This is a genomic window from Anabaenopsis sp. NIES-4685, assembly GCF_059725405.1.
Genome location: NZ_AP043602.1, coordinates 2,891,947 through 2,905,681, shown reverse-complemented (window position 1 = coordinate 2,905,681; position 13,735 = coordinate 2,891,947). Strand labels below are relative to the sequence as shown.

Below are 13,735 nucleotides of genomic sequence, written 5' to 3'. Positions count from 1 at the left end.
TAGACGGGGGTTTCTAACCCCCGGTTACTCTGGGTGGCGATCGCCTGTCTCCCTAGTTATCAGACATCTGATTAACTATATTCATGGTTTCCATGCTGACTCTACACACCCGCATTAATAAATCTATGACCTGTTCTTTGTAGTCTGCAAACCGGTAAGTGTTGAATTTTTCCGCAATAGTCGGGTCTTTGGGTTTCTTCTCTTTATATTGATCTAAAATCCATTCCAAGGCGCAACGATTGCCTAACATATATTCCCATGCTATACTGGGTATACCTTGTAATGTGGTTACATCATCTAAGATAATACTCCCCTGGGTTTTATCAGCTTTTAACTTTGGCTTGGGTGTGGTTTGGTTACCTTTTAAGGGAATATCAACCCGACTGAGTTTGTAGGGTGTGACGGTTTCATAATTAATATGTAAATCCATCAGTTGTTTACCCCAGTCCACCCATTGGGGAAAGTTATCATATAAAGGTAAGCGGGGAAAGTCTCGTTTTAGGTTGAGTTCGTATTTTTGGCGGTACTCTGGGTTATGTAGCACCCCATAGGTGTAGTGGAAGATATCTATTTTAGTAATTGTTGTGTCTTGGTAATGGGTGTGAATTTGTTCTAGTCCCCAGTCGGTGATGTTATCTGTGCGGTTTCCTTCTTGGTCGTATCTGTACAGGGGGATACATTGAGTTTGTTCTAAAAAGTGGTAATCACAAGGTTTCTGAGATGCAATTAATTGAAAAGGTTTTGAGAGTGGAGTACCAGAAAAATAAATTATAAGATTCCCGTTTTCAAATGTTTGACCAAATAAAGTAGAATGATTACTAGTTAAAACATCATTTATAATAAAATCATAATAAAAATATTTTTGAGTAAATGGTCTATAAAAAGATAATTTAATTAGGTTTTGTTGAAAATTAACATTTTTATATGATATTAGTTTTTTCTTTAAATCTCTACTCCATTTAATTGTGTAGTCAACAAAGTTATCTATATTTTCTATATTATTGCTTTCCTTGTATTTTTTAACTTCAGAGTTGTAAAAATCAAGGAAAAAGTGAATTTTTTGTGCTAAAGTATTTTGCGCGAAATCGTAAACCCAATCATCTCTGTTACTTTTAATTCCATTTGTATAAAATTCACATATCGAATTTCTCCCTAAATTACTTTTTGTGTTTTTAACACCCTTATCAACCACAGGTAAAAGACTATCAAAATCATTATCAGTTTGATTTATCCAGTTATGCTTTTTATCCGGTGTAATATGTTCAAAGGGAATTTGATTAAACTTGGTATTAGATAAAAATCCTAACTTCTCACCTGCTGTTTCCAACTCAGGACGACGAATATAAAATATTTGACATCTATTAAAATCAGTATCCGTTTTTTTTACCATCAACATAATAGCTACACCAGTTTGAATCCCAAAAACATTATGTGTAGTTCCTGAAAGTTTGGGATTTTTCCTGACATCCCCATGTAAATCTATAACGTAAATGTAATTAAAATCATCACTGACCGACTTTCTAAACCCATCAAATGCACGTCCATCTAGAAAAGAGGAATTAGTGATAAAAGCAATAATCCCATTATTACCCAACCTATCAGAAGCCCATCTAATAAACCGGGTATACATATCATAGGCTTTTGTCTTCTGAGCAGTGCTGTGTTTAACGTAACTCGCCTGAATTAACTTATCTATTGCTGGATAATCTCTATTTTTATTGTTATCATTTTCATTTTGTTGATTAGCATTATAAGGAGGATTGCCAATAATCACCGAAATAGTTCTATCATTCTGTCTTTTAATCCTCGCTGTATTCTCAACAGTCATCGCAAACAAATCCATCTGCTTACCCACAAACAGGGTATTATCTAAAGTATCCACAAAACAGATATTTTCAAACTCCTCATATACCCCCATCTTCTGCTTATAGGTGTACTCAATATTCAAATTCGCAATATAATAAGGTAAAATCGCCACCTCATTACAGTGGATCTCATGCTTATACTTGTACTCTAAGCAATGAGCAGGTAAATAATCAATCAACTCAGTCACAAAGGTTCCCGTACCCGTCGCTGGGTCTAAAATCTCCACATCCCGATCAGCTAACAACTTTCCAAAATGTTTATGTACTAAAAAGTCTGTGCTTTCAATCATAAACCGGACAATTTCGTTAGGAGTATAGACAATTCCTAACCTATCCGCTGCTTTGGGGTTATAAGCTTTATAAAAGTTCTCATACAAAGACTTTAGAAACCTTTGTTTTTCCTGATGATTAGCAATATTAGCCGCTGTGCGCCGAATTACGGCATAATACCTTTCAATACTCCCTAAAGCGTTACGTTTCACACTTCCAGTAAAGAAGGTAGCAATTACCCCTTGTAACTCCCGCGCGACATTGTTTTCTGTGTGAAACTGAGATTCGTTAAAAATATTAATAAAAATATCCTCTGTGAGGATGTGCTGAATCATCATTTCGCGAATATCAATTAAACTGATTTCTGGGTTAATGGACTCCTGACAGATTGACCAAAACTTATTCCTTGCTGTTTCAAATTTACTGTTAGTTTCCCCTTGACTATCAATCAAATCTCTGAGATAATCTAAGATAGTGGGTAAATCTTGCCTAAAACTATCTATAGCTGACCGAAAATCTCTAACTTCCGGTCTGACATAATTAATAAAGTTGGTAATGAGTGTGTCTAGAGCTTCAGCATCTTTCATCGATACCCGCTGGGTTTCTGTAGCGTTTTGAATTAAAACCGCAGTTTGGGAATCTTCAAAGAGGATGTTACTACTAGGATAACCTTTATTTAACTTTTTGTCTATTTCTTCGTCTAAGTTATCATATTGGTCTTTACTTTCCCAGTAACCCCAATCTAATCGCAAAGCATCTTTAACCGTACCATCGGGATAAACTAGTTTACCATTAGGTAATTTAAAATCCAATTCGGGAATTAGTAAAAAGTCTCTGGGTTGGCAATATTCATTTAAGAGGTTTTGAAAAGCCACGCGAATAGAAGTTTCTTTGCGGGAACCGCCAAACTGAATAATTTTGGCTACTTCTGCTTGGTACTGGCTAATCAAAAGTCTGGACATGGGGAAACTAGGGGATATACAAGGGCAGAAATTTAAATATAGAGGATAGCAGACAGTAATTTAGCAGACAGTTTATTAAAATTTATACAAGTGTAAATAACTTTAAGTTAGAATAACTGTAAGTTTGTCATCTACCCTAGGGTAGAGATAAAACCCCCCATGTGATCTATCATCTATTCGTTTATATCCACTATCTGTTGTTAAACGCAAAGAAGTGGGGGATCTTAACCACCTCACAGATCCCGGACTTCTAGTTAAATTATCTTAGATTATGTGTGATGATGTGAGAAGTGGGGGATCTTAACCAAAGTTATCTTAGATTATGTGTGATGATGTGAGAAGTGGGGGATCTTACGCCCCGTCACAGATCCCGGAATAGCGATCGCCTTTAACAGCAGCGCTTCGCTATCGCATCTTGTCAAGATCATCAAATACATGATCTTCGGTGTCAGATTTATCTGACTTTAGCTTTGAGACGGGGGTTTCTAACCCCCGGTTCCGCGTGTAGCATCAAACGGGAATTTTCAACCATTCTGGGTATCGATTCGCTTTCTCATGTGTATTACCAAACCAAAAGCGCCCATCCGGTGGGTCAATATAGCCCAGAAGCAGCAGAGAAAGCCGCCAGAGAGTGGATAAGAAAAGGTAATTGAAGCAGCAAAGTCAAGCGTTCTCGGCTAGTGCTTCTAAATGAAAAGCCAAATTACTCAGGGCCATTTCAATCTCGGAACTGTAAGCAATGCGCCGCCATTTTGGTGTTGTGGCATTGTCCATGGCTGTTGTTTCTATGTATTGAGCAACAACCATGAGTTTTTCCGGATCTGTTGAGGCTGCTGCCAAATTGTTTAAAAATTCTTGAGGTGTCATGGATCTCCAACTAATGTGTGACAGTATGGCAGTTTTATAGCTGCTATCAGAATAACTATTCCACCTCAATCATTCTGTTCATCATACTCATCTTTGCCAGAACCATAATTTCTTGCCAATTAATAGCTACTGGTGGGTTGACGATATCATTGATCATTAACTGGGATATTGGTAACCTCGTCTGGGAACTGATTTTACCCTTGTTTGATTTTGGCAAACAAAGATTCATATTCCTGAATTGCTGATGGAGGTAAGGAACTCAGAAATTCGCTGTTCTCGAAAACTTGACGATTACTCTGTAGTAGGCTTCTAAATGGTTCTTGCAGGTTTGATAGGTCAACATGAGGAGAAATTGGGGAATTACTTCTAGTGATCACAGAAATTTGTTTTGCGATGTCTGGTTGCCAACAAAAATCAATCCACTGTGATAAAAAAGTCTCTTTTTTCACTTTTGTAGGGCATACCCATAAGTCAGCCCAAATTGCTGTTCCTGATTTGGGTATAACTGCGGCAAATTGAGGATAACGTGACAAAACCGGTATTATGTCGCTAGACCAACCAACGGCTAGCCAAGTATCTCCAATAATGAGCGGTTCTAGATAGTTTTGGGAACTGTATAATTTTACCTGTTTATTTAATGCTCTGAGTTCATTTTCTAAGTCTGGTATGGTCTGAATATTTTCTGTGTTGTAGGATTTTCCTAGCTTTTTTAAAACCAGACCGATCACTTCTCTAGATTGATTGAGTAAAGAAATCCGCTGCTGTAGTCCATCTCGCCACAAATCACTCCAATCCTGCGGAGTCCAACCCAAACTTTGCAACTTTTCACGATGATAAATAATTACTGTGCTTCCCCAACGGTACGGAGCCGCCCACACGTTTCCTTGAGGATCTAAGTTACCTTGATCATCGCGTATTACCAATTGCTGCCACTTTTGATCTAAAGCGGACCAATGTTTTAACTGTTTGACTTCTTCTAGTGGTTGAATGAGTTTCTGTTCAATAGCTGCTTTGAGCCAGTAATCTCCCAATGTTACTAAGTCAGATGCAACTGCTGGTTGCGATCGCGAAGCGCTGCTGCTACCAGATCGCATAAATGGTATAAACCGATTCCAAAATCCCTTGCTAGTGGGTTTTGAGGTATCCTCCCAAGCTTGCAATTGTTTGAATAAATCTTCTATTTGTTCAACTGGGGCAAAATTCAACTGTACCTGTTGCTGTAAACTTCGGCGAAACTGAGGAATTATCTGACCGGGGATGGAACCTTTTAATAACTGGATATGCAGTTGTGTTTGATTGCTTGTATCACAACCGACCAGAATCTGGGACAGCGCCACTGCACCCGCAGCCAATAAAAAAGAACGTCGATCTATCGATTGTGGATTTGGAATTTTGGATTCTTGATTACACATATATTAAATAAATATATAGAATATACTCCAAGTGCTGATTTAGAGGTATTGTCGGAATAATATTAGTAAGCTTGAGGCATTAAGTAACTTTAAAGTATTTTTCTCAAAAAAAAAACTGCCCGTAAGTTTATTATCCTCAAAATTATACTTTTAAGAAACTTTAAGTTCTATTGAGGATTAAATACTTACTGATTATACCCTGATCCCTTGTGGAAAAAATTAAATAATTCAAAAGTATAGTTAATATCACCTACAAATTGAATAACATAAGGAAAATATACGGAATAGGATATTAAATGGAGACATTGCAAACGCAAATTATAAATTTGAGTCATAAGCTTGATTCCCTCTACCAGGTGATTGAAGCACTTGATAGTAAAATTGCTCAAGCTTTCTCGGAATGTTCTTTAGCAAACACACAAGCTGGGAAGAATTCTCTAGGGAAGAGTGATGTAGTTCGCTCCCAGTTAAAAGAAGATATGAACTTACATCCAGAGCTTGAGCATAAGGATGTATTGACAGATGGTATGTCTTTAGACCTGAATCGGCAAAGTGCAGATAAGATATTAACACCGGAAATTCAAATACAACGACTAACAGCACAGTTAACGGCAGCATACAATCGCATTGCTGCTTTAGAAGAACAATTAATGAAAATTAGAATTCATTGACTTACGGTGTTGCACCACATAACTCTCGATAAGAGCGTGTGGATAGGCATTCCTACCCATTGCAGGAGAACGAGTCTCAGATAATTTCATCATTGTACAATCGACATTTTTGAAGTGAATTAGCAATTAGAGGTATATTGGTCTAGTTGAGCTTCAATGGCAGTTAAAAGTTGATTTTGCTGCCAATTTTGCCTGAGATGAGCAGCAATACAAGCACCTCCAGCACCTATCCCTTCTTTGACAAAGCCCTGCTCATAAGCTTGGAGTTGCGGATAACGAGAGTTAGCAAAATTTAACTGAGTAGCAAGTAGAGGGGGGATATTTTTGCCTAAGCTCAGGGCTAAGTCAACGGTTTTACCAGTGGGATCTTCTGCTACCCAACGGGTTGTACCTACAACTACTTCTGCTGGTTGCCAGGACAAGTCATAAGCATCAGCGATCGCACTTATTAAAGCATAAACTGCCAGCATTTGTGTACCACCTGCCAGAAGAACGCCACAATGGCGACTAGCTGCGATAGTCATTCCAGCTACCACCACCTGCATGGGATCACCCACTGCGGCCACAAGTTGTAAAGGATCTATGAGGTCAGAGGGGGGAGATGATTCTTTTTGCGCGGGGAGCCTCATCCTTTCCAGTCCGGCTTGTACTACTGCCCACTTTTGTGTATGATTACAAACAGGATGGCTACTGTTGACTTTTTCAGCAGCGTCTATGCCCAAGCCAGTTAAAACTGCTAGAGCGGTTGTAGTACCTCCGACAACACACTCACCTAAAATCACATATCCTTGTTGAACATTAGTAGCCAGGCGTTCTCCCCAGAGTAGCCCTTGCTGGAGCAAATGGTGTACCGTTGTAATTTTCATAGCAGCACCTTTACTTAAACAGTTAGCCGGGTAGCCACCCAGATCAATAACTGGTACTGCGGGAGGCTGAGGTAAGCCAGCATTAAACAAATAAATTGGAATATTGAGCGCCTCAACAACAGCACGAGAAATGATTACAGGTGAAGCGCCTGCGGTCAGCGGTGGTAGGGGATAGAGAGGTTTTCGTCCTGGTCCGTAATATAAAAACTCAGCATCAGCACAAGCTGTATACTTTCGAGCTTCTGGAGTACTACCAGCCGCTGAAATACCCGGAATGAGGCCAGTGTCAGTAAAACCTAAAACACAGGCAAACAGGGGTAAACCACCCCTATACTTAGTAATCCATTTTTGACCCTGTTGGATTTGGGTATAAATACGAATCAATTACTTAACCTTCATAATCCATAATCACCTGCACCCATTGTGGCGGACGCGGAATCGGATTTCCAATAGCGCCCAATAATAGCCATGCTGCCAGGTGTACCATAAACAGGTAAATAAAATTATTGAAGACAATCAAAGCGACTGCTCCCACTTGCACCACAAACAAACTAGGGCTAGCTAATAATTGTAGCCTCAAAAATACCCACTCTATCAGTTCTGTTACCTGGTTAATCACATAAACCCACAGGTCATCACCCGATAACACAGACAGCAACCACAACCGAAAAAACACCCCTAATGTACCCAAAAGAGTACCCAAGGTAATAGACACAATCCAGGGAACACGACGATACCATGTTGCCCCTAAAAGCACACCCATAAAGGCAAAGGGCATAACAAATAATAGACTACGAACAGGCCCCATGAGAACTGATAGCAGCAAACCAGAAGTAACAGCAGCCATCCAGGCGGCTCTTTTGCCCCAACGCAGGTAAACTAGAGCGATGGGTACAGGAAAGAATATCCGTAATACCGGGCCCAAAGGAAAGTAGAAATTAATCAACCAAATCAAACTAGCAGCACTGGCTAAAAATGCTGTTTCTACCATTCGTAAAGGCGCGTCAACTTTTAGTCTAGGTCGCCTCAAATGCTCTGGTTCTAATTGTTTGTTAATGGAGTCGGGAAATTCCGGGGCTGGGTTTTCATCTGGTAGAGAATTTGAAATACTCATGGTGAAAAAAGTTTGAACGACTTTGACCTCAGTGTTCCGCTATAGTCAATACTGCGTATTTAGACGCTGGTTCCTCAGTCCATGAGCAAAAAATATCATGCGCTGACAGTTCTTGTTTATTGGTATGGGAAGGAAACAAGGGATAGATATTCCAGCCTATTTAAAAATCGGATAGGACTCCTATAGGTTAGAATTACAGGACTTACGTAACTGGCATAATACCGATCTGTTAAACCTACCCAAATTTACCTGAATCCAGAGTTAGCCGGACAAAAGACGACCAAGGACATTTGATGATGATAAATCCTTCTTTTAGACTAGTATATTTTAGTAGGTTTTGTCAAACGGTTACCACCTGGTGAAATGTGGTAATTCTCATGTAAGTAACAATTCTAGCCAAGGTAATTGAAAGTGACTTCCCGCGCAGATGAAATCCAAAAATTAATTGCAGACATTGACAACTTAATTAACAGCCGTGTTCAGCCTGACTTAACGCTTCTACCTGATCAAGGATCGGAAACCAGAGAGGTTTTAGAAAAACTTCGTACCTTCCTTGTCCAGGAAAAAGAACGTGAGACTTTAAATAATCATAACCAAAACCAGTTGAGGGTGGCGGAGGAAAAGTCACGTTTGTCAGAGAAATTTCTCACTCAGGTTGATGGTAATCAGTCTAGCCAAAGGACAGAGCCAAACCAAGCTGACCGGGAACAAGGTAATTTGCTATTAAATCAATTAAAGGGCGAATTATCAACATTAATACAGCCATTACAAGCGGAATTAGCTGCAATGATGCAAGAGCGGAAAATTCTGGCACAAGAAATTAGACAGCTCGAGCAAAGGAAACTGCACAACTACTCTTTAAGCCAGCAGTATGCTCAACAGGAGCAGATGATTTCCGAATTTTTGCAGTTACTTATGAGCCGAATTGTATCTAATTTAATACCAAATATCCTAGAAAATTACAGTAAGGAGTCCAGTTCAAATAGTACTAATAATGACAAAAACACACCCGCATTCTCTAGGAGTCAACCTTTATTACAAACATCAGAACAGACCCAACGGTTAACACACCTGACCAGGGAACTGGATCAACGTCTATTATCCCTTGATGCGACTGTAAATTTCGTCTTTGAGGCGCTACAACGCAATATCAACACTTATCACCAGTCTTTAAATCAAGGGTTGGGGAGAATGCACAGTACAGGTGTGCAGGGCGAGCAGTTGATGACCAACTTTGTGAAAAACTTAACGCAGCAATTGCAGCAACAAGCCGCAATGAATCTGTTATCTGTCCCAGAGTTACAAAAAAATCAATCCGTATCTCCAGCACCATCATTATCAACTCAGGTAAATAATATTGCGCCAGCAGCAGTAGAAGATGATCATCTATCATCTAGTAACCTTGTAGATAGCTTAGAATCACCTGGTGATCAAGTCGATGAACTTTATGCCAGTTTATGGGGTAATGATAATTTAACTATATCGAGGGGTGATGTAGAAGATTTACCACCGTCGAATATTGCACAAAATATACCTGAATATCAAAGTAATCCCTTAGAAGCAGATGGGAGAGGGACTACTCTTGAATCTCCAATGGAACCAGTGCAAAAGTTATTAGATTCTTCCTTGCAAGAAGCAGATGCAGAATTAGAGTTATGGCAAGAACCGTCTTTTGAGGAAGATACCAACCCAGAACAACCTACTGATTTATCTGGCTTGTGGCCAACAGAAGAGGGATTCACTAGTACTGTTTCGATACAGCCAAGCAGTGCTGATACTAGCCCAGTGAGTGAATTATTGACTAATTTAGATGGTGAACAAGATGAGTTAGAAGTTTCTTCTGGCTTGGAAACAGCAGAGGTTGAGGATGATAGTCAGCAGTCTTCACTAGTGCTGCATGAGCAGGAACAGGAACATTTAGATCACGATATTTCCACAGCGCCCACAGACAACTTATCCATGGTTACGCCACGCCAGCTATCACCCGGGGAAAACCAGTCTGTTAATCCGGATCAGATGAGTCTGAGTCAAGATCTGACCCAAGAATTTGATCAGGATTTAGCCGACCTGAGTGAAATGCTAGAGCCAGATTTCAACTTGAGTCTAATTTTCGCAGCTTTGGAAGATAGTATAAACCAGCCGCCAAACAATTTTGCAACTGCAACTGAGGCTGACTCTGATGTGGATGTATTCCAGATTAATCCCATCTCTTCGCCGCAAACCGAAGCTGAGTTCGATTTTAGCCCCACAACAGAAACACAAGAGCAAGTCAGTACTGAGCACAGAGCCTCTTTAATTGGCAGTCCTAAGTTTGTGAAGAATAAAGATGTGGCGCTAAATATACAGGAATCGATTTGGTATCTAGGTATTGATCTGGGTACTACTGGAATTTCTGCGGCTTTGTTGAATCTTTCCACTGCTGTGGTTTATCCTATCTGCTGGTCAGCAGACAAGCAACGGGGGGTTAGTTCTTTTCAAGAGTCGTTTCGTTTACCAGCAGAGGTTTATCTACCCACAGGTTCTGTACCTCCAGCGGAAACGCAAAGCCCAGAGGTTCAAAATTTTTTGGCGCAAGCTAATCAAGAGCAGAAGCATAATTTTTATTCAGTACAGTTGAAGCCATATTTGCAGGTAGCTATCCCATATCAGAATGAACAAGAAACATGGGAACCTATATTGCAGTTCAACAAGTTTTCTGCGGGTCCTTTAATTTGGGTTGTGCGATCGCTCTCCAAGTTACTGTTAACCTTAAAATCAGATGGCCATAGTACCACTCAAGGTTTAACCGCTAGTGCTGTGGGTTTAAATCAGGAAACATTCCATGAGATTATTAATAAAATTGCTGGTGTCATTTGCACCTGTCCATCTAGCTGCTCAGAAACATATCGGTTTAATGTGCGGGAAGCTGTACTCTCTAGTAAATTAGTCCCACATCCACAGCAAGTATTTTTTCTGGAGGAAGCCATTGCTAGTCTACTGGGTAGACTAGATGGCGCTCATGGTGAAACAGTGCTTACTGATTACCAGGGGTTAAATCCAGCCAGACCTGATGATCATCCTATGGTTGGTTACACCTTGGTGATTAATATTGGCGCGACTACAACCGAAATGGCCCTGGTTAATTTACCAGAGAACCTAGAGCAATTAGTACACGGTGATTTCATGCTCCATAGTTTTGCTTATGCTAGCAATGCCATTGAGCAAGATATTATCTGTCAGTTACTGCTTCCCCCCAGATATCGAAAAACACGCCAGAATTATGAGGAAGACAGTACAACAACCGCTAACAACTTTTGGCAATGGCAACCTACCTTTGCTGACAAGGTAAGTTTTACTAGCAGTTTGGGACTAGCAGAATTAGATTTACCACAAGTGGGGAAACCGGATATTAAGGCTCGGATTCGTCTCCAGCAGAAGTTACAAAGTTCTTTGTTAGGACAGGCGGTACTAGATGCAGCCTTGGCTTTAAAGCTAATTTTACAACAGCAGGATTCTTTTGCGCTGGAATTAGCAGATCAACGGTGGGTATTACAGCGAAGCGACTTAGAAAATCATGTGTTGATTCCCTTTGTGCGACGTTTAAACCAAGAGTTGAAAAAGTTGTTAGCAGTTAGCGGTCTACCGGCGACAGCAATTAATCAGGCTATTTTAACTGGGGGGATGGCTTCTTTAGAAATTGTGAATACGTGGCTACAGCAAGAACTACCTGACGCTAAGATTATTCAAGATTTATATCTGGGTAAAAACGGCACTCCCAATTGTAGTCGGGTAGCCTATGGTTTAGCGATGTTACCTTTGCATCCCCAGGTTTTAGAACAATCCCGGCAAGTATACAGTGACTATTTCCTGTTCACGAAGTTACTGCAATATTGTTCTCATAGAATTTTATCTTTTGACGAAATTCTCCAGCTATTTGAGGGTGATGGTATTAATACGACTATTTGCCAGGAACGCTTATTGGCTTTCTTGGAAGGTGAGTTACCTCCGGGTTTAATACCTGCAACTCCAGATTCTGCCTGGATAAGTGAAAGTACTGGAAATAATTCTCTCTACCAGTCTATTGCAGCGGCACCACTGTTTAAAAAACGCGTAAATATCACTTATCGTGTGAATTTGCCACAGTTGCAAGTTTTACAACCCTATCTAGATGCTATCAAAGCCAGTAATCAGCAAACAATGGAGGAGCATTACACCGTCAATTTCAGTTTAAAGCTGATATGAACCTGCCCGTACTAGTAAGTAATGGTAGCTCTGACTGGCTATAAAATCAGAGGATTTTTACCCTTTGACACCAGTGCTAGTTTCTGTTGGTACGATGTAGCGCTGTAAAAATGAAAATAATAGCAGTATGGGCGCAACGGATATGATGGAACCAGCAGCTACTAAGCGCCAGTCTAAAGAAAATGTCCCGGCTAATTTGGCGACTCCCAAGGGAAGGGTATATAAGCCTTCATCTTGAATGACTATTAGTGGCCAAAGAAAGTCACTCCAAGAGCCGATAAATACAAAAATCGACAGGGTAACTAATGCTGGGCGAATTGCTGGTAACATTATATGCCACCATAAGCCTACCTCAGAACTACCATCCATGCGGGCAGCTTCTTCTAGTTCTTTGGGCACACCCATAAAGGCTTGTCGCAGTAAAAAAATGCCAAAAGCTGAGGCTAAACTGGGAAAAATGATGCCTAAGTAAGTGTTTCTTAAACCCAGTTGCACTGTCAATATGTATAGGGGAATCATGACGATTTGAAAGGGAATCATGATTGTAGAGACGATAGCAATAAAAATAGAGTTTCGCCCCACAAATGATAGTCTAGCTAAGGGGTAAGCGGCTAGGGAACAAAACAGTAGATTCAAGGCTACTGTGAGCAGTGCTACTAAGGTGCTATTATAGAGGTATTGTGCAAAAGGTAGCGATCGCCACACAGTCAAGAAGTTATTGATTGTGGGTTGACTGGGTAACAACTGGGGGGGAGACTGTAAAATATTTTCTGTGGGAGACTTTAAGGCTGTGCTGATCAGCCACAGCAGGGGAAACAGAGTTACTAGTGCCATGGCTCCTAATAACCCGTAGATTAAAATCAGTTTTAGTCGTGAGTTGGGGATGTTCAAAATCGTCAATTGATAATTCTTGATGGAGAGCACATTTTTAGGGGACGAAATTGGTTTAACTGCAATGGTTTTCACTAATCACAGCTTGTAATGGTTTATCCCAAATCTCCACAGGTAATTGAGGTAAATAGGCAAAATCAAAGACAATACCGATAGTAGACTTACTTACCCATGCTGGAGAACTGAGTAAACGATCATAATAACCCCCACCATAACCTAAGCGATATCCTTGATAGTCGCAAGCCACACTAGGGACAAGTATCAAATCAACGGCTTCAGGGTCTACAATTGGCGCTTGGGGATGGGGTTCTGTAATCCCATAAGCGCCAATATTAACAGCATCGAGGGGCGTGCAAAAATGCCAGGTGAGGGACTTACCAACACACCGGGGAAATCCCCAACGATACTGAGAATCGGCAAATAATGGACTGAGGTCAGGTTCTTGACGAACACTGAAATAAGCTAGTATTGTTTTAGCTTGAGTAAATAGAGCAGACTTTTGTAGTTGCCTACAGATGCGATCGCTTTTTTCTCTCCATTCTTCCACAGACATGGACTGGCGTTTTTGAAGTAAAACACGGCGTAACTCAGCTTTA

At 40.3% G+C, this 13,735-nt stretch carries 9 protein-coding genes; 2 read left to right on the top strand and 7 right to left on the bottom strand.

The annotated features are described in order from the left end of the window. Nucleotides 1-52 precede the first annotated feature (52 nt). The 3 genes from AC6IZ0_RS12515 to AC6IZ0_RS12505 all read right to left on the bottom strand — a co-directional run bounded on the left by AC6IZ0_RS12515 (nt 53) and on the right by AC6IZ0_RS12505 (nt 5,376). Nucleotides 53-3,097, bottom strand: a complete 3,045-nt coding sequence (locus AC6IZ0_RS12515) for a type ISP restriction/modification enzyme (RefSeq protein WP_497723185.1) — start codon at nt 3,095-3,097, stop codon at nt 53-55. Between the two features lie 663 nt (nt 3,098-3,760). Continuing rightward, the gene (locus AC6IZ0_RS12510) at nt 3,761-3,964 is read right to left on the bottom strand and encodes a hypothetical protein (protein ID WP_271731436.1); all 204 of its coding nucleotides are present in this window, start codon (nt 3,962-3,964) and stop codon (nt 3,761-3,763) included. Between the two features lie 194 nt (nt 3,965-4,158). Beyond that, nucleotides 4,159-5,376, bottom strand: a complete 1,218-nt coding sequence (locus AC6IZ0_RS12505; protein WP_497723183.1) for an extracellular solute-binding protein — start codon at nt 5,374-5,376, stop codon at nt 4,159-4,161. Nucleotides 5,377-5,672: 296 nt separating this feature from the next. Between AC6IZ0_RS12505 and AC6IZ0_RS12500 the strand changes: the two genes are divergently transcribed. Next, the gene (locus AC6IZ0_RS12500) at nt 5,673-6,047 is read left to right on the top strand and encodes a hypothetical protein (protein ID WP_271731433.1); all 375 of its coding nucleotides are present in this window, start codon (nt 5,673-5,675) and stop codon (nt 6,045-6,047) included. A gap of 119 nt (nt 6,048-6,166) precedes the next feature. Here AC6IZ0_RS12500 and cobT read toward each other — a convergent pair whose 3' ends face one another. Both cobT and AC6IZ0_RS12490 read right to left on the bottom strand, forming a co-directional pair. Further along, nucleotides 6,167-7,297: a nicotinate mononucleotide-dependent phosphoribosyltransferase CobT gene (cobT, locus tag AC6IZ0_RS12495; RefSeq protein WP_271731431.1), complete on the bottom strand. Its 1,131-nt coding sequence runs from the start codon at nt 7,295-7,297 to the stop codon at nt 6,167-6,169. Between the two features lie 4 nt (nt 7,298-7,301). Then, a complete protein-coding gene (locus AC6IZ0_RS12490; protein WP_271731429.1) occupies nt 7,302-8,027 on the bottom strand; it encodes a DUF2232 domain-containing protein in 726 nt (241 codons plus the stop codon). A 411-nt stretch (nt 8,028-8,438) separates the two neighbouring features. On the opposite strand from AC6IZ0_RS12490, the gene AC6IZ0_RS12485 reads away from it, so the two are divergent. Continuing rightward, the gene (locus AC6IZ0_RS12485; RefSeq protein WP_497723182.1) at nt 8,439-12,248 is read left to right on the top strand and encodes a hypothetical protein; all 3,810 of its coding nucleotides are present in this window, start codon (nt 8,439-8,441) and stop codon (nt 12,246-12,248) included. A 57-nt stretch (nt 12,249-12,305) separates the two neighbouring features. On the opposite strand, the gene AC6IZ0_RS12480 is transcribed toward AC6IZ0_RS12485, so the two are convergent. Beyond that, nucleotides 12,306-13,082, bottom strand: coding sequence for a carbohydrate ABC transporter permease (locus AC6IZ0_RS12480; protein ID WP_271731438.1), 777 nt, complete (start codon nt 13,080-13,082; stop codon nt 12,306-12,308). Between the two features lie 112 nt (nt 13,083-13,194). Then, nucleotides 13,195-13,692, bottom strand: a complete 498-nt coding sequence (locus tag AC6IZ0_RS12475) for a 5-formyltetrahydrofolate cyclo-ligase (RefSeq protein WP_497726053.1) — start codon at nt 13,690-13,692, stop codon at nt 13,195-13,197. Nucleotides 13,693-13,735 lie beyond the last annotated feature (43 nt).